The following is a 17,752-nucleotide window of genomic DNA, read 5'->3' on the forward strand; positions in this document are numbered from 1 at the left end:
TATACCGGAAGCACAACGTCAAACAGTAAACGACAAACGTCAAACCAACCGTGATTAATAACAGTAACGAAAACGTCCTGATGGACGACGCCAACTCGCCCGACCTCAACAAGAAGTTGATGGGCATGGTGTCGGAAGATTTTGTGCAGGTGGCCGACGCGCTGAAAGAAGCCTCGTACCAGATCAGAAAGCGCGGCTTTTCGGACTACCCGGTGTTTGTGGCGTCGAAAAAACGCATTCCCATCGGGCAACTGCTGTTTGGCGAGGGCGATCTGGGCAACACATTTACGTATAACGCCTCGTTTTTCGACGAATTTGTGCAGCGCGAACTCATCGGTGAAGATTCGTATGATCTCTGGAAAGAGAACTACAAAAATCCCGACGAATACTGCTGCCTCTTTGTCGTCATCGGTGAGTTTACGGGCTTTGTCTACATCCCCTACCCCGAAGATTAGCCAACGCTACGATTCTATATATTCGCTTGAAAGCCCGATTCTCTGTAAGAATCGGGCTTTTCTGTTATTGACCCTATTTCGTTGACGGCTGATTTTAGGCTGTTCATCCCGTTTTTTTGGTGCTTCATGCAACGTACCCAGCCCCTGCTCGCATCTGTTGGGTAATCTTGCTTCCAGCCTAACCACGTCTCTCCTGTTTCAACCATTGACCAATGCTTTCAGACCGTTGGTGTAAGATCAGGTACTATGCAGTGCCTAGTACCTTTGTTTTACAACATCATCTACGGCATCAGCCCCATTACACCATGCGTACCTTCTCTCTACTCTTCGTTTTAGCCGGGCTTCTTTTCCAAACCGCACTGGCTCAGCAGCAAGCGGTCAAAGGCAGTATCACTGGCCGCAGCGTCGATCAAGCCGACAAAGCCATGCCTTTTGCCACCCTGCTTCTCGTTCGCAGCGCCGACTCAACCCTCGTTAAAGGGGCCGTTGCCGATGTCGAAGGCGCCTATTCGTTCGAGAACATCAGTGCCGGGCAGTATCGCGTATCAGCCCAGATGGTTGGGTACGTTAAAACGTATAGTGAACCGTTCGCGATCGATGCGGATCACGCCACAGTCAGCTTACCGGCACTAAAACTGGCCGAAGAACAAAAAAAGCTGGCCGAGGTAAAGGTGGTGGCGAAAAAGCCATTCATCGAGCAGCAGGTCGACCGCACGGTTGTCAACGTGGAGAACAGCGTGGTTTCGGCGGGGAATACGTTGCTGGAGGTGCTGGAAAAAGCCCCCGGCGTCACCGTCGATCAGCAGAATGAAGCCATCAAAGTGCGGGGTAAAGGCGGCGTCATCGTCGAAATCGACGGCAAACGCTCATACCTCTCTACGCAGGAACTGATGAACCTGCTGCGCAACACCCCTAGCGACAACGTGGAGAAGATTGAGGTAATTACGAATCCCTCGGCTAAGTATGATGCGGCGGGTAACTCCGGGATCATCAACATCCGGTTCAAGAAGAACAAGAACCTCGGCACCAATGGCACCTTCACCCTGGGCACCGGCCAAACGCTGCAACCCAACGGACGCGGCCGGGCCACGACCTCACTCAACCTGAACCACCGCACTGGTAAAGTCAATCTGTTTGGCAACTACAGCTATGGCTACTACGAAAATTTCAACACCAACAACATCTATCGCCGTATTCCCTTTAACGACAACGTTACCTACTTCGATCAGCACACCAACCGGGTAAGCTTCAGCCAGAACCACAATTTCAAAGTGGGTGCCGACTGGTCGGTAGGCAAGAAAACAACCTTGGGTGCGCTGTTCAGCGGCTTTACCGAAAACTGGAATCAGCCAGCGGGCGAAAGCAAAACCGACATTCTGAACGAGCAGTTGGCTGTCACACGTCGCTTTACCACCGTGAGCAAGGTCGGTAACCGACTCACTAACCTTAACTATAACCTCAACGCCAAGCATCAAATCGACGACAAAGGCCACGAAATCAGCGCCGACGTCGACTATGTGACGTACGACGGTAGCTCGCGCAACCAGTTGGGCACCCAGTTCTTCACACCCGACTACGTACCCAGCGGCCGCCCCGATTCGGTACGGAACACCATGCCGTCGGCCATTCAGATTCTGGTCGGGAAAGTCGACTACGCTCGTCCACTGAAGAAAGGCAAACTGGAAATGGGGCTGAAAGCGAGCCGCGTCGAATCGGACAACAACCTGACGTTTGAGACCAAAACGGATGTGTGGGCCAACGATCCTACCCGTTCCAACCGCTTCATCTATACCGAGCAGATTTCGGCCGCCTACGTCAACTACAGCACACAGTTGAGCAAGAAAACGCAGCTACAGGCCGGTCTACGCCTCGAACACACCAACTCGCTGGGCAACTCGGTTACGCTCAACGACCGTCGTGAGCGCGACTACACGAACCTGTTTCCGAGCGTGTTTCTGACGCAGCAACTCGACACCAACCATGCTGTGTCGCTGAACTACAGCCGCCGCATCGACCGGCCTAACTACCAGAACCTGAACCCGTTCGTATTCTTCCTCGACCCGTTCACCTATCAGCAGGGCAACCCGAACCTCCGCCCGCAGTTTACGCACTCCCTGCAACTGACACATACCTTCAAACAGGCGTTTATCACTACGTTGGCCTACAGCCGTATCAGCGACGCCATTCTCGACGAAGTACCCCGTCAGATTGCCGCCGAAAACAAAACGTTCGTCACCAGCGAAAACATCGACCACCAGGACAACCTCAGCCTGACGTTCAGTTTCCCGCTGCCGGTGACCAAGTGGTGGCAGATGCAAACCAACGTGTCGGCGTTCTACAACAACTACAAAACCATCTACAACGATCAGTTGCTGACGCTGCAACAGACATCATGGAACGCCTATACGAGCCAGAGTTTCACGCTCAGCAAGACGCTCAATCTGGAAGTCAGTGGCTACTATAACGGGGCGGGTGTCTATGGGTTCTACCGCTTCCGGCCGCAGGGGTCGCTGTCAATTGGCTTGCAGAAACAGCTCTGGGAAAAACGCGGTCGCCTGAGCCTCAATATGAACGATATCTTCTGGACAAACCGCTTCCGGGGTATCGCCCAGTTCCAGGACATCGACTTCGCCGTCAGTTCATTCTGGCAAAGCCGTGCTGTTCGGGCTACGTTCACCTATCGATTTGGTAATCAGCAGGTAAAAGCCGCCCGCCAGCGCAACACCGGCGCCGACGACCTGAAATCCCGCATGAAAGGGGGAAATTAAGTTTGCTGTTCAAGGTTTAAAGTCTGGCGTTACGCCGCCTGCCCGTCATACAAAGCTTTTGTTTAGGTTAAGTCAACCGAAAAGCCGCTCTCACCATGAAGAGCGGCTTTTTTGTGAACAAGCGAATAGTGTGGTCGCGTCAGCCGGTTCACTCGTTCACTCGTTGCGCCACCGTGTCATCTTGTCAGCCTGGTAGCAATTGGCAATGGTTTTGCGCGTAGGTTTGCGGCCTGTTTTAGCAATAAATACGACCTGTTTGTATGGAAAATAAAGACATTGTGGACGAGTCATCGACCGCACCTGACAACTCAACCGAAAACCTGACGACCGAAGAGGCAGAAACGATCAATGGCGGCACGCCCGATGACGATCTGATCGATCTGGCAGCGGCAGCCCCGGCGGCCGAAGCCGCGCCCGTGGGCTCCGAACTGGCCGAGTTGAAAGATAAATACCTGCGCCTCTACGCCGATTTCGAGAACTTCCGTCGGCGGACGGCCAAGGAGAAACTAGACCTGATTGCCAACGCCAATGAAGGGTTGCTTGTTTCGTTGCTGCCCGTCGTTGATGATTTCGAGCGTGCCATGCAGTCGATTGGCAACTCGGCCGATCCCGCTGCGGCGCTGGAAGGTATCAAACTGATTCACAGTAAGTTTGTCAAAACTCTCGAAGGTAAGGGTCTCAAACCCATGACCAGCAAAGGTGAGCCGTTCAACGCCGACTTACACGAGTCGGTGACGCAATTCCCGGCTCCGAGCGACGACCTCAAGGGCAAAGTCATCGACGAAGTCGAACGCGGATACCTCCTCAACGACAAAGTTATCCGCTACGCAAAAGTGATTGTAGGAGCATAATTTAATGAGCAATGTACGATGAACAATGTACAATGAGGCGGCATAGTCACTCATTGCACATTGTTCATCGTACATTGCTCATTCATCTGGAATGGCAACGAAACGAGATTACTACGAGATATTGGGCGTGGACAAGAAGGCCACGGCGGACGAGGTGAAGAAAGCCTACCGCAAGATGGCTGTAAAATACCACCCCGATAAGAACCCCGACGACCCCACTGCCGAAGAGAAGTTCAAGGAGGCCGCCGAGGCCTACGACGTACTGAGCGACGAGCAGAAACGCGCCCGCTACGATCAGTTTGGGCATGCGGGGCTGGGCGGCGCGGCCGGTGGTGGCTATGGCGGTCCGAATATGGACGACATCTTCAGCCAGTTCGGCGACATTTTCGGCGATGATTCGCCGTTTGGGTCGTTTTTTGGCGGCGGACGTAGTGGCGGTCAGCAGCGGCAGCGCGTTCGGCGCGGTTCCGATTTGCGCATCAAACTGAAACTTGACCTTCAGGAGATCGCCAACGGCGTAGAGAAGAAGATCAAAGTAAAGCGGCACGTGGCCTGTAATACCTGTGGCGGCAACGGCTCGAAAAACGGGACGGCCGTGCAGACCTGTCAGACTTGTCAGGGAAGCGGCCAAACCCGCAAGGTGGTCAACACCATGCTGGGTCAGATGGTCTCGACAGCCACCTGCCCCACCTGTAACGGCGAAGGCAAGCTTGTGACCGACCGCTGCGACGTTTGCCACGGCGAAGGTCGCGTATTGCAGGAAGACGTCATCCCAATCAAAATTCCGGCTGGCGTATCGGAAGGCATCCAGCTGTCGGTGGGTGGCAAGGGCAACGTACCCCCACGGGGTGGCGTGGCCGGCGACCTGCTGATCGTGGTAGAAGAAGAGGAAGACGAAAACCTTAAGCGCGATGGCACCAACGTTGTGTTTGACTTATACGTCACCTTCGTCGATGCAGCGCTGGGTACGTCGGTTGAAGTGCCCACCATTGACGGACGCGCCCGTATCACGCTCGACGCCGGTACGCAAAGTGGTAAAATCCTGCGTTTGAAAGGTAAAGGCATCAAAGAACTCAATGGCTACGGCCGGGGCGATCAGCTCATCCACGTTAACGTCTGGACGCCCAAAGCGCTATCGTCTGACGAGCGGGCGCTGCTCGAAAAGCTTCGGAATTCGCCTAATTTCCAGCCAAAGCCCAATAAAAACGAGAAAGGTTTCTTCGAGAAGATGAAAGATTTTTTCCAGGGATAACGGGTAGGCTATAGTAAATCGAGTAAAGCTAAAAAAGCCCCTACACAAGCTGTGTAGGGGCTTTTTTAGCTTTACTCGATTTGTTTGTTATTGGTTTTTTGTCTGCATCTCGTGCCTTCGTTTACCTCTGGCCAATGTCTTGTCATGTCTGAGATACAAATTCTCTCGAGAGAAGCGCAAAGCGTGAGCCAATGGTCTACCGAGCGGATTTAGGAAAAGCCATGGATTTGGGAGAAGCACTGTCACACGTGCCATTGCGGCCCTCTGCCCAAGCTTCGCCCAACCTTCCTGTAGTAGGTGTTCAGCAACTGCTTGATCTCATAGTACTGCTGACCAAAGATTAGCCGAGCCGAATACAAGCGATGCCTAAAAGCTGTTTGTGAAAGCTGTAAGTAGTCAAGACTAGGGCTGCTTATCCGCTATTTACTGGTAAAACGCCTGCAGGCCTTTGAGGAAGCTCAGCTGACCCGTATCCATATGCCCTAATTGATTGTAACAACTACCCGATACTTGCAATCCGCTCATTCTGCTCAGCTTATCGGCTAACGCCCGGTTTGGCTTAATGTCCCATCGAGGATTTTCCTCGCCACCAACAGACAGAAAGACATAGATCGAATCGCCTCGACCAAAAGCAGTTAACTGAGAAGGTAGTTGGTTGAGATAATAATCGTTATACCATATCGGAGGGCTGGCCGCGACGAAATTCCGAAACTCATGCGTCCTTTCTTTAGCTTGGCTCAGAAGCGTATAGAGGGAGAAATAACCGCCCAATGAATGGCCAAGTAAGCTTCGATCATTGGTGGTCGTTCTGTACCGCGAGTCTATCCACGGTACTAACTCGCGGCGGATAAATTGCCGGAACGGTTCTCCACCACCCGGTGCTGCCAGTTCATCTGAGGGCGTGGCCGCCGGGTACAGATAATCCCTCACCCGAAGCGAATCCATAGCCTTGAAGGATCGGTAACCAACACCAATCAGAATAAGGGGTGGAAGCAGTCCTCCTTTTTCGTACTGCCGCACGCTGGCCGCCAGCATGGGAAAGTGAAAGTTAGCATCCAGAACAATGACCACCGGATAGCGCCTGGCTGTGCTATCGCTGTATTCGATCGGCAGTTGAGTTTGCACGTAAAACGAGTCTTTCACATTAGCGGAGTAGAAGGCCGCCCCCGCCGGTTCTTGCTGTAAGTGAGCCGATGTATCTGTCTTGGCAGTACAGCCAGCCAGAAGGGCGAAAGCCAAGGTGATTGATAAGTTGTAAGTAAAGGCAGGCATGGGCTTAAGCATTGTTTCATCGACATAGACCCTGAAGACCCGTTCAGGGTGCATTCAGCGTTTGGCCTTTTAGCCTTTTTAACTTAGAAACACCCCCCCGATCGCCAGACAACGTCTCGCCGATACGCGCTCGGAGGCCACAGACGACACAGCGACTAATGAGCTCGTGGTATGCCCCCGATTCCGAGTTTAGCGCTTCGGGGCTCATGCCTTTACCCCACGGTGAACCAATACTCACAGTCTTTTTCAAAAGGGTGAGTTTACCCGTAAGGCTTAGGTATCATACTTGTCATCGAACCTAGTCTATAGGCAAAAGCGCAAACGTACCTGACCTATAGCGCTCAATTCTGAACACGCTCGTTACCTGTAGATAGGATTTTAACTAGCTCTGGCTGCCCCTCGACGCTGATTGGTTTATCACCTGAAAAATCTATACATATATTTAATCGCTACCTATATTCGCCCCCTTCATGAACGACGCTCAATTAGGCTCGGCGGCTAATCGACCTTTTACTCAACGACACACTATTGATTTTGCCCTGGGCGCTGCCGGACTGGGTATCTGGGAGTATGATCCGCTTGCTGATCAGGTACAGTGGGATGATCGCTGCCTTGAAATATTTGGTTTCCTCTCTAGAAACCCCTCTTACCAAGAGGTCATTGACCGCATTCATCCCGATGACGTTGCCCGAGTTGACCAAGTCCTCCAACGGACGATGCATTCGCCTCAAGAGGAAGCCTATGATCAAACATACCGCATCTTCCGTGCCGACACAGGTCAGCTGCGTTGGGTACGTACATGGGGTAAGAGTCACCTAAATTCAGAGGGTACGTTACTTCAACTGATTGGGGTGGCTCAGGATGTGACGGAACAAGTTTTATCTGAACAAAGTCAAAAGCAGGTCCTGGCTTTATTTGAGCAGTCCCCCGTTGGTATTGCCATCATCGATGAAGCCGAGTTGACCTTCCAGACAGCAAACCCGTTCTATGGGTATTTGGTGGGCAGATCTCCACAACAGCTAGTCGGTAAACCTTTGTTAGAGGCGTTACCTGAACTAGCTGGACAGGGCTTTGACCAGCTCCTTAGGGGCGTAATTGCTACAGGTACGCCTTTCATTGCCAGTGAAGTCAAGGTAGACTTAGTCCGGAACAAACTGCTGGAGACGATCTATGTAGACCTGGCGTATCAGCCCTGGCGGAATGCAACAGGACGCATTTCAGGTGTACTTGTAGTCGCCACTGACGTTACCCAGCAGGTACAAACGCGTCAACGTTTGCAGGAATCGACCGACCAGATACGCGTTATGGTGGAGAGCGCGCCGTTTCCGATTGGGGTCTATACAGGCCCTGAAATGAACATTCGCTTTGCCAATCAGGCCATCATCGATGTATATGGCAAAGGCCCGGACGTTATTGGCAAAAACTACCCTGAACTCTTACCAGAACTAGCAGGTCAGCGCATTTTCGAACAACTCCAACAGGTATATACTACAGGGGTGCCTTTTGCCAGTGGTACCCAGCGTGTTGATATTGACCATGGTGGCAACCTGGTCCCTTATTACTTCAACTACAACTTTACGCCTCTATTTGATGCTAATGGCCAGGTATACGGGGTGATGAATACGGGGGCCGACGTCACTGAATTGGAGACGGCAAGGCGCCAACTTGCCGAAAGTGAAGCCCGCTTCCGAAGCCTGATTGAAGAGGCGCCGGTAGCTACCTGCTTGTTTGTGGGTCGTGATTTACGCATCGAGGTAGCCAATGACACCATGATTGGCTACTGGGGAAAAGATCAAACGGTTATCGGTAAGCCACTGATCGAGGCTGTGCCCGAGTTAGCAGGTCAGCCGTTTATCCAACTACTAGACGAAGTATTCACCACTGGCAAGACCATAGAACTCAAAGCGGGTCGGGCACAATTAGAAGTTGGAGGTACGTTAGGCACCTATTACTTTGACTTTACCTATAAGCCCTTGCGCAATGCGGCTGGCGACGTATATGCCATTATGGATATGGCCGTCGATGTAACCCAACAGGAACTTGCTCGCCAAGCTCTAGCCGAAAACGAGGTCGCACTCAGCAACGCCGTTGAATTAGCTGAACTAGGTACGTGGACGCTGGATATTGCCACTGGCACCACCAAACTTTCACAAAGGCATGCAGACATGTTTGGGTTAGGCATGACACATTTGCCTTACGAAACGGCGCTGGCTATTGTCCATCCCGATGATCGGGACTGGGTGCAGACGGCTTTCGAGCAAGCCCTGCAGCCGGGCTCGAGCGGCCAATATCAGGCCGAGTATCGAATTATAAATGCACATACCAAGCAGCAGCAGTTGATTCGGGCCCGGGGCCAGGCCACGTTTGATATTCACGGTAAACCGTTACGGATCGCTGGTATAACTCAAGACGTCACCCTAGATCGGCAACTTCAATTAGCCCTGGAGAATGAGGTACAGAATCGCACCCAAGAACTTGCTGAGGCCAATACCCTGCTGACTCACTCCAACGACAATCTACAACAGTTTGCCTACGTGGCCTCCCACGATTTGCAGGAACCGCTTCGTAAGATCCAAGCCTTTGGCGACATCCTTAAAACGCAGTACGCAGCCGGTCTGGGCGAAGGGGCAGACCTGCTCGAGCGCATGCAGGCCGCTTCCAGTCGGATGTCTATTTTAATTCGGGATTTACTGAACTACTCACGCATAACCACCCGGCGTGAAGCGGACGCGCCCGTTCCCCTAAACCAAGTGGTGAGCGCAGTACTAACAGATCTGGAGTTAATTATTAGCGAAACAGGCGCGCAACTTCACATTGGGCCCCTGCCAACGGTGACCGGTGATCAGGGACAGTTGGGACAGCTCTTTCAGAACCTGTTGGCAAACGCCATGAAATTTCACCGGAGCGGCACGCCTCCAATTGTAGACGTACGCAGCCAACTTGTAGCCGCTGAGGCCTTACCAACCGGCGTTCGACCGGCGCGGTTAGTGAGCACATACTACCGATTGGATGTGATCGACAACGGCATTGGCTTTGATCAAAAATACGCCGATCGCATTTTTCAGGTCTTCCAACGCCTCCATGGCAAACAGCAGTTTGCCGGTACGGGAATTGGCCTGGCCATTTGCGAGAAGGTCGTGGTGAATCACGGGGGAGCTATCATGGCTACCAGTCAGCCCGGTCAGGGGGCTACATTCAGTATTTACCTGCCAGCATAGAGGATCGATCAGGCGAACTCCGTTCGAGGTAAAGCAGAAAAGCCCTGTCTGCATCAGGTCGTTGATGGCTATATGCGCGGTTTGGTTATAAGCAGACAACAAAAGATCTAACAAGCATAAATGAAACGAAGAACGGCACATCATTGAGTAACAGGCAACTATTCTCCTATTATAAACTTACCGAATACGCTGTAATAAGTCAGTAAAAGTCTACTTCAAGAAGGAGGTATATGGCTAACTGTTCGTCTCAATTGGGAGCGTTTTTAAGTGATATGGCTTGAGGAATCAACCACGGAAGGGTAGTTGAGAGAAGTCAGTCGGGCTTTGCTGGTTAACCAACTGTAGTCTACCTTTACTTGTGTATGATTGGTGATTCCGAATCGCTCGACAACGAAGCTATTTTTCGCGCCCTGGTAATGGAATCCCCTATTCCAATTGCCCTACTTGTTGGCCGGGAGATGATTATTACCGTAGCTAATGAGCCGCAGCTAGCCGTATGGGGAAAGGGCAATCGTGTCTTCGGAATGCCCTTAGCCAAAGCCATTCCTGAGATGGAAGGGCAGCCCTTTCTGGCCATCCTAGATGAAGTATTTACTACTGGGGTCACTTTCGCTACGAACAATACCCCCGCCCATATGGTGGTCGATGGCGTGCCGAAGACCGTATATTTTGATTTTTCGTTCAAAGCCCTTCGCAACAAACAAAGCGCTGTGTATGGGATCATAGCGACAGGGGTCGAGATTACTCAGCAGGTAGCCACGCATCAGGCACTGCTATTGCGCGAAGAGCAATTACGGCAGCAGTCAAGCGAGCTGGATCGACAAGTAGCCGAACGTACCCAGCAGCTACAGGATTCGGTTCAAGACTTGAAGCGATCCAACCAAAACCTTCAACAGTTTGCCTATATCGCTTCCCACGACTTGCAGGAGCCGCTTCGCAAAATTCAGCAATTCGGCGACCTGCTGGTGAATCAATATCGCACAGAGTTGGGAGAAGGCGTGACCTATCTGGAGCGCATGCAGCATGCCGCCCATCGGATGTCAAGTCTGATTCGCGATTTATTGAGCTATTCGAGAATCACTACCCAACGGGATACCAGCCGGTTGGTTTCACTCACTACCATCGTGGAGGCCGTTTTCCAAAACCTAGACCTACTTATTCAGGAGAAGGCCGCGGTTATTCAGGTTAGTGACTTACCCGAGATAGCTGGTGACGCGTCCCAATTAGAGCAGTTGTTGCAAAACCTGGTGAGTAATGCGCTAAAATTTCACCGGCCGGGAGTTGCTCCTCAGATTCAGATCTTGTCAAGTCGGGTGGTAGACAGCGATTTGCCGACCGCTTTTAAACCCAATCGAGAGGTTAAAGGCTATTACCGGATTGAGGTTATGGACAATGGAATCGGCTTTGAGGAAAAATATTTGGACCGCATTTTCATGGTGTTTCAACGCTTACATAGTCGAAGTGTGTACGCCGGAACAGGCATTGGGTTGGCCATATGCGAGAAAGTAGTCCTTAATCATGGCGGCTGGATAAGCGCCCGGAGTCAACCGGGTCAGGGGTCAACCTTTATGGTATACCTGCCAGCATAAAAAAGAGTTACAGAACAACTGTTGCGGTAGGTGGCGAGTGGCTAAGTTGATGCTAATCGGGCATTTTTGCCTGCTTACTTATGAAGGGCAAATGGCGAAACCACTTGTTAAATGAACCAGCCGGCTCGTCGAACGGATAGTCTAACCTATAGTTTGAGTCAGACCTCATCAAGACGTTTAAGACACATCGTCATCACCTATTGTACTTACCATGCCCACCTTATCATCTGTAATGGGCATAAATTGGGACTTTTAAGTTACTATACGTAAAAAATACTACCTACATATATACTTTTGCAAAGAATATGGGCTAATTTTATTAGCAATATTCTTTGCAAAAGTAACTATTTAACATTCGTTGCGAGGCCAATAAGCATGGTATTTGTGGTCATTTAGCGGCATCAATGCACTATGTATACTTTATCTGACTGAAAGAAGGAAAATATGTAGTTACTTGTACAGCAAATGAATGGAGAGCAGTTACGTCGACTGAAGCGAAGCGCCTGGACGGTTCTTGATACGCACGAAAAACGCCTTATTGAGCAGCGCGAGTTGCACAAGGCGCTCATCTTGCCGAACGCTTCACAGTTTGCGCTTGCTTATATCTGCTTTGCCGAAATTGCGGCTCTTGAGCGTCAGTATCAATCCATTCGGTGTTGTTTACTAGGGCATCTGGATGGTTCGGCTAATTGGAGTGAAGACCCGGACGAAAATTGCTTAACCTGGGAATGTTGCCTCACAAGTCTTCGGGGCGACATGGATCATTACAGCCTGCTCAACCCTAGCGTCGAGTTTAAGACCTATGTTGCCTCCTACTATGATCAACAAAAGGCGTTGCGACAATCAGCCGACGGTTCTTCGTTCATAGCCGATTTGCACTCGTATCTTGCTCAGGGCCATTCTATTCCGTTCACGACTGATGAACAATGGCAGGTTGAGTTGGAGGAAGACATGCGCAATCTGGAGCTTTCCTTTAGCGTAGAAGGATTTGAGGCCAGAATGCACGAAGCAGAAAGACTCTGCAAAGAACGAGCTGATCCGGCTGTCATACTCACGCTATTCCCTTAACAGTCAACCCTTTACAAGGCAATTAATACGATTGCTGATGTACAAAAAAAGTGCCACTCCAACAGGATGACACTTTTTGATTGTATCCAAAAGGTAAGTTTGATAAGGCTTTTATGAAATACGTTACGTTCCCAAACGCATGGCAATTTATGCAATGAGTGCCAGAGGGGGTTATGTATCCTGAGAAGGAAAAAGCGTGCGCTTCAACTCGTTCTGGCAGGAATAAGCTATCATTAGTACACAAACAAAAAGAGGATGCAGCACAAGGCAATAAACACCAAAAGCATACAGGTCCAGGAAAGGGCATTCGTCCAGTTTATAGAGAAATTCAAGAGTGGGGTTCCCTTCGATTTGGCGCTCATAGTATTAATTGCATAAGCAAATATATGCATAGAAAATATACTTAGTATTACGATAAAATTACTTTAAGTTATTTAATTAGTTTGTAATAATAAATCCGCTTACTTATAAGTAATAATTGGCAGTTCAAACGAAACAAGTAAGGTCTTATTAAGTAGTGTTAAACAGAATAAACTATAAAGTCGAGCGCATCCGGATTGTGGTATCTGGCAGGGTACATTTTTTGCCGCATCATGCGTCCATCACTGGGCTTTACCCTGATCAATGCTGATCAGATCGGTAGCTCATCTGCTTCTTAAGCTGCTTAGCTCCATGTCGCACTACACTCAGCAGCTTACGCCTGATGGACGGCCTGTTTATATGTTTTATTTATCCTTTGCAATTGACAACCAAAGCGCCTTTTAGACGACTAATGGTGGCAACTTCCCTACGAATGAACTACCTTGTTTCCTAGTTACCAATCTTGGCAACTTTTTCAATCAGTCTACATGTAGTATTGACTGGAAACCAGCTCATAAGAGCTATTTCGTCTGTATCACATATAGTATATATTAGTAACCTTGCCGATGAACCAGCCAACGGTGGATGTTTTATCAGTATTTAAAGCTTTACCGGGTAATCATCTTGTCATGCTACCCGACGCCCCCCGTTTCACTATCGTGGCCGCTACAGATGCCTATCTGGAAGTTACCCATGCTTCCTGGGAGTCAATTCAGGGCAAAGGTCTCTTCGAGGTGTTTACGGGGGAAGGGGCAAGTCGGCAGGCAATTGGGGTAGAGTCCTTTAATGTTTCCTTACAGCACGTAGTTCACCACAAACAGACTCATCAGACGGCCGAGATACGCTATGATATCCTTGACCCCAGTACGGGTAACCTTCAGGAGCGAATCTGGAAAGTTATTAATCAGCCTGTGCTGAATGAACACGGCGACCTGCGCTACATTCTCAATACCGTAGAAGACATTACTCAGGCGGTGCAGCTAGTGGAAGTCACCAAGGCGAACCGGTACCTGCAAGACATTATCAATGGGTTTACGGAACCCTTACAGGTATTGCAACCCGTGATCAAGGACGGGAAAATCATCGACTTCCGTTTTAAACTGGTTAATCAGGCCTATGCCTCCTATGCCAAGGCCACCCCAGATCAACTACATGGTCGATTGGTTGGCGACGTTTTTCCCGGCTACGTTGATACGGTTAGTTTTACCAATCCGGTTGAAACCTACGAAACGGGTGAGCCCCTCACCTTCGAAATCCACTACGACAAAGATGGGCTGGACCTTTACAATCGAATGACCACCTACAAACTGGACGAGGAAGTTGTTATTCACTTTACCGATTTCACGCGGGAAAGGCAGTTGCAGCGTCAGCTTGAAAGTAAGGTGGATGAACTGGAGCGCTCCAATGCCAATTTGCAACAGTTTGCCTACGTTGCCTCGCACGACTTACAGGAACCGTTGCGCAAGATCAGGTCATTCGGGGATTTGCTTTATGAGCAATACGGTACCTACGTACCTGATACGGGGCAAGACCTGCTACAGCGCATGCAGTCGGCAGCCAACCGTATGCAAACGCTCATCAGGGCTTTGTTGGATTATTCCCGAATCACGACCCAACAGCCGATTCGGCAGCCCGTATCGCTGTCGATAGTCGTGCAAACGGTCTTGTCAGAACTGGACATGATCATCGAGCAAACCAACGCGCTGGTAGAGATGCACGAATTACCTACCGTTCAGGGCGATGCATCTCAGTTGGGGCAATTATTTCAAAATCTGTTGACAAACGCGCTGAAGTTTCGCCAGTTGGGTATACAACCGCATCTGGTGATTGACGGTTATCAGATGACGGAACAGGAATTGCCTTCCTTAGTGCGTCCCGCCCAATGCGCTGCCGTTTATCATGTCGTCACGGTACGTGACAACGGCATCGGGTTTGACCCGAAGTATAGTGAGCGGATTTTTCAGATGTTTCAGCGGCTACACGGCAAAAGTCAGTACGAAGGAACCGGCATTGGTTTAGCCATCTGCCAGCAGGTAGCCACTAGCCACGGTGGAGCTATCACTGCCCAGAGCCAACCCGGCAAAGGAACCACCTTCGCACTTTACCTGCCATGCGTCGATTAGATCGCCTATCCGGTTTAAAAAAAGAGAAGTATTGTTAGAAGGTAAACAAACGCGGCAGCTATTGTCGCTACGGTGGCCCAGGTACAGGTGGTTAACCAATCGATCGACTGAACAGGCTTGAAAGCAGAAAGTGATTCAGAGCGCATTGATGCGTGTAATTGTAGAAAATTCCTTGTGAGTATTACTTATTAACTGTTTCAAATTTATAAGCAAAATCAATCAAAAAATATTGATTGTTTCTATCTCGAATAAGTAGAATTGATTACGGCCAACGATAGCTTTTGATAACTATAAGGTCTCGATGATGCCTTCGGCTAGAAGGCTTATCACGTCAGCAAGATGAATGCGGCCCATGCACGATAATGCTTTGTGATTCTTGCTAAAAAAGTGCGGCTGAGTCCTGAACCGATGTGATCACATCGGTTCAGGACTCAGCCGCACTTTTCGCTGTTTTGATGCAGGTTAATCTACGTTGTACGGGGGTGCCGTTCGGTTTTGACAGGCGTTTTTACTGGTTTGGAACGACTAGATGCCGGTAACAGGCTAGTGTTGACGGGCTTGGGGGCTAGCAGATCAGTTTCATGCAGTAGCTGCTCGTCGAGCAACTGATCGGCCTTTTTCTGAGCCGCTATCTTTAGCGCATCAATCGTATTGATCTTCCGAATTTCGGTCTCGAGTGAACGGATATCGTTGCTGATTTGCGCCTGAAGCGCATTGTCTTCACGTGAGCTGGCTTGCGTTGATTGAGCAATCGAAGAGGTTGAAATAGCAAACGACCCCACTATAAATAATGCAATAATGCAAAAATTGACTTTCATAACAATGTGCTCCATTAGAGAAGCATACTGACACAACTAGTCAACTGACGGCATAGTTGCAAATCATTGATAATTAGCATTTAATGCTTGAATATAGCTCTTTATTCGGTTAAGATTGTTTTCTGATTAATGAACCTAACTGGCATGTATTTAATCGACCTATTTATTTGATATATCCTACTTTATCTTCCACTCATTTACTATAAACTCCAAGTTGAAGCCACTCCATTGCTAGGAGACGTTTTACCTACGGGCCATCAGTGCGATGGCAAATACACGATAAAGGTGGCTCCTTGCCCCGGTTGACTCTGGGCGGTGATAGCCCCGCCGTGGTTTTCCACTACCCGCTGACAGATAGCTAGCCCGATACCTGTGCCTGTATACTGATTCTTACCATGAAGGCGCTGAAAGACCTGAAAAATGCGATCCAGATACTTTGTGTCGAAGCCAATGCCATTGTCGACTACATTGATCTGATAGAATCGTTGGGCGTGGCTACTGGGGCTAACCGTTGCCGGTAATGCCGTTCGCTCCAGCTCTTCTACGGTGATGCTAATGACTGGCTTACGGCCGTCGGCGGCAAACTTCAAGGCATTACTTAGCAGGTTTTGAAATAGTTGCCCCAATTGCATCTCATCGCCATTGATGCGCGGCAGCGCCTGCAAATGGATACTGGCACCAACCTGTTCCATTGCCAGGTCCAGGGTGTCGAGCACCCGGGCCACAATCTTTTGCAACGACACCAGCTTGAAGGCTTCCTGACGCGTTTTAACGCGGGAAAATGTGAGCAGATCGTTGACCAGCACCGACATCCGATTGCCAGCCTCGATCATACGCTGAAGCATAAATCGGCTTTGGTCATCCAGCGGAGCGGCTGTTTGCTTCAGCACGAGATCGCCAAACGACTGAATCTTGCGCAAGGGCTCCTGCAAATCATGCGAGGCAATGTAGGCAAACTGCTGTAAGTTCTCGTTGGAGCGTTTCAGGTCCTGATTGGCCAGATTCAATTCCTGGGTACGTTGGATTACCCGCTTCTCCAACTCCTCGGATAGACGCCGATACCGCTGTTCACTGGCCCGCAGCGCTACTACCTGAGTGGTCACGTCGGTAGCCGTGTTCAAAACGCCATAAATACTGCCATCTGGTGCGTACACCGGATTATAAGCAAAGTTGAACCAGGATTCCTGCCACTGTCCTTCTACCACCACTCGGGCTCTTGTCTCGGCCTGATGATACGACTCACCCGTATCATAAACGCGGCGGAGCAGGTCTAAGAAAGGCTGTCCGGCCAGCTCCGGCATGACCTCGTGGATCGGTTGCCCCATTACAGATTCATCCTTCCCCCAGATCCGAAGCATGGGCTGGTTCACCGAATCAATTACGATCTGAGGACCAACAAAGAGAACCGTTGCTGTGGGCGAATTGATGACCAGGCTCCGAAAGCGGGCCTTACTGATTTCCAGTTGCTGGCGCGTTTGCACTTGAGCGGTAATATCGCGCACGACACCCGACAGGCGGTAGGCCGCTCCCCGAACATCCACGTAGGCCCGCCCTTGGGCGTGTAGCCACCGAGGTTGCCCATCTGCGGCCTGGGTCATGGCTGTCCGGAACTGCACATCATAATGGCCCGTCGATGAAAGCTCTAATGCCGACTGAATGGCCTGGTCCATGCGGGGCCGGTCTTCTTCGTACACCAAAGCCAGCAGCTGCTGATAGCTGACCACATCCTGCCCGCGCAAGCCGTAGAGCTCCTGACACCGGTCATCCCACCATACCTGCTGCCGATTAACGTCAAGATTCCAGGTGCCAATTTGAGCGGCCTGAAGGGCATATTGCAGGCGATCCTGCTCGGCTTGATTTCCTGACCAAAAGGGAAAGGACATTAACTGATCGATTTGTAAGTGACTGAATACGACGCTTGATAAAAGTAACAACTCTCAGAGCAGATGTACCACAGCCCTCCCCTAATAATAAACGG

11 protein-coding genes are annotated in these 17,752 nt (G+C 50.3%); 8 read left to right on the plus strand and 3 right to left on the minus strand.

Annotated features, from left to right (window positions below; all coding sequences use genetic code 11):
• Positions 1-50: 50 nt before the first annotated feature.
• From ACAW74_RS00920 to dnaJ, 4 genes are all read left to right on the plus strand, one after another.
• A complete protein-coding gene (locus ACAW74_RS00920; RefSeq protein ID WP_041257941.1) occupies positions 51-455 on the plus strand; it encodes a hypothetical protein in 405 nt (134 codons plus the stop codon).
• A 305-nt stretch (positions 456-760) separates the two neighbouring features.
• On the plus strand, positions 761-3,223 hold the full coding sequence (locus ACAW74_RS00925; RefSeq protein ID WP_370696304.1) for a TonB-dependent receptor domain-containing protein: 2,463 nt from the start codon (positions 761-763) through the stop codon (positions 3,221-3,223).
• Positions 3,224-3,483: 260 nt separating this feature from the next.
• The gene (locus ACAW74_RS00930; RefSeq protein WP_370696305.1) at positions 3,484-4,074 is read left to right on the plus strand and encodes a nucleotide exchange factor GrpE; all 591 of its coding nucleotides are present in this window, start codon (positions 3,484-3,486) and stop codon (positions 4,072-4,074) included.
• A gap of 91 nt (positions 4,075-4,165) precedes the next feature.
• Positions 4,166-5,326: a molecular chaperone DnaJ gene (dnaJ, locus tag ACAW74_RS00935; protein WP_370696306.1), complete on the plus strand. Its 1,161-nt coding sequence runs from the start codon at positions 4,166-4,168 to the stop codon at positions 5,324-5,326.
• A 423-nt stretch (positions 5,327-5,749) separates the two neighbouring features.
• Here dnaJ and ACAW74_RS00940 read toward each other — a convergent pair whose 3' ends face one another.
• Positions 5,750-6,652, minus strand: a complete 903-nt coding sequence (locus tag ACAW74_RS00940) for an alpha/beta hydrolase (protein ID WP_370696307.1) — start codon at positions 6,650-6,652, stop codon at positions 5,750-5,752.
• 416 nt (positions 6,653-7,068) lie between these two features.
• Between ACAW74_RS00940 and ACAW74_RS00945 the strand changes: the two genes are divergently transcribed.
• The 4 genes from ACAW74_RS00945 (at position 7,069) to ACAW74_RS00960 (ending at position 14,956) form a co-directional block, all read left to right on the plus strand.
• Positions 7,069-9,816: a PAS domain-containing protein gene (locus tag ACAW74_RS00945; protein WP_370696308.1), complete on the plus strand. Its 2,748-nt coding sequence runs from the start codon at positions 7,069-7,071 to the stop codon at positions 9,814-9,816.
• A gap of 362 nt (positions 9,817-10,178) precedes the next feature.
• On the plus strand, positions 10,179-11,405 hold the full coding sequence (locus tag ACAW74_RS00950; protein ID WP_370696309.1) for a sensor histidine kinase: 1,227 nt from the start codon (positions 10,179-10,181) through the stop codon (positions 11,403-11,405).
• 465 nt (positions 11,406-11,870) lie between these two features.
• The gene (locus tag ACAW74_RS00955; RefSeq protein ID WP_370696310.1) at positions 11,871-12,473 is read left to right on the plus strand and encodes a hypothetical protein; all 603 of its coding nucleotides are present in this window, start codon (positions 11,871-11,873) and stop codon (positions 12,471-12,473) included.
• Positions 12,474-13,462: 989 nt separating this feature from the next.
• Positions 13,463-14,956 carry a PAS domain-containing sensor histidine kinase gene (locus ACAW74_RS00960; protein ID WP_370696311.1) on the plus strand — a complete coding sequence of 498 codons (1,494 nt, stop codon included), beginning with the start codon at positions 13,463-13,465 and terminating at the stop codon, positions 14,954-14,956.
• A gap of 467 nt (positions 14,957-15,423) precedes the next feature.
• Here ACAW74_RS00960 and ACAW74_RS00965 read toward each other — a convergent pair whose 3' ends face one another.
• Together ACAW74_RS00965 and ACAW74_RS00970 are read right to left on the minus strand one after the other, a co-directional pair.
• Positions 15,424-15,789 carry a hypothetical protein gene (locus ACAW74_RS00965; protein WP_370696312.1) on the minus strand — a complete coding sequence of 122 codons (366 nt, stop codon included), beginning with the start codon at positions 15,787-15,789 and terminating at the stop codon, positions 15,424-15,426.
• A 242-nt stretch (positions 15,790-16,031) separates the two neighbouring features.
• A complete protein-coding gene (locus ACAW74_RS00970) occupies positions 16,032-17,657 on the minus strand; it encodes a sensor histidine kinase (RefSeq protein ID WP_370696313.1) in 1,626 nt (541 codons plus the stop codon).
• Between the last annotated feature and the right edge of the window lie 95 nt (positions 17,658-17,752).

The organism is Fibrella musci, assembly GCF_041321105.1.
Lineage (GTDB): Bacteria > Bacteroidota > Bacteroidia > Cytophagales > Spirosomataceae > Fibrella > Fibrella musci.

Coding starts and splice junctions, on each gene's coding strand:
- ACAW74_RS00965 (WP_370696312.1), bottom strand. CDS start 15,789: ATGGAGCACATTGTTATGAAAGTCAATTTTTGCATTATTGCATTATTT.
- ACAW74_RS00960 (WP_370696311.1), top strand. CDS start 13,463: ATGCTACCCGACGCCCCCCGTTTCACTATCGTGGCCGCTACAGATGCC.
- ACAW74_RS00930 (WP_370696305.1), top strand. CDS start 3,484: ATGGAAAATAAAGACATTGTGGACGAGTCATCGACCGCACCTGACAAC.
- ACAW74_RS00955 (WP_370696310.1), top strand. CDS start 11,871: ATGAATGGAGAGCAGTTACGTCGACTGAAGCGAAGCGCCTGGACGGTT.
- ACAW74_RS00970 (WP_370696313.1), bottom strand. CDS start 17,657: ATGTCCTTTCCCTTTTGGTCAGGAAATCAAGCCGAGCAGGATCGCCTG.
- dnaJ (WP_370696306.1), top strand. CDS start 4,166: ATGGCAACGAAACGAGATTACTACGAGATATTGGGCGTGGACAAGAAG.
- ACAW74_RS00925 (WP_370696304.1), top strand. CDS start 761: ATGCGTACCTTCTCTCTACTCTTCGTTTTAGCCGGGCTTCTTTTCCAA.
- ACAW74_RS00945 (WP_370696308.1), top strand. CDS start 7,069: ATGAACGACGCTCAATTAGGCTCGGCGGCTAATCGACCTTTTACTCAA.
- ACAW74_RS00950 (WP_370696309.1), top strand. CDS start 10,179: ATGATTGGTGATTCCGAATCGCTCGACAACGAAGCTATTTTTCGCGCC.
- ACAW74_RS00940 (WP_370696307.1), bottom strand. CDS start 6,652: ATGCACCCTGAACGGGTCTTCAGGGTCTATGTCGATGAAACAATGCTT.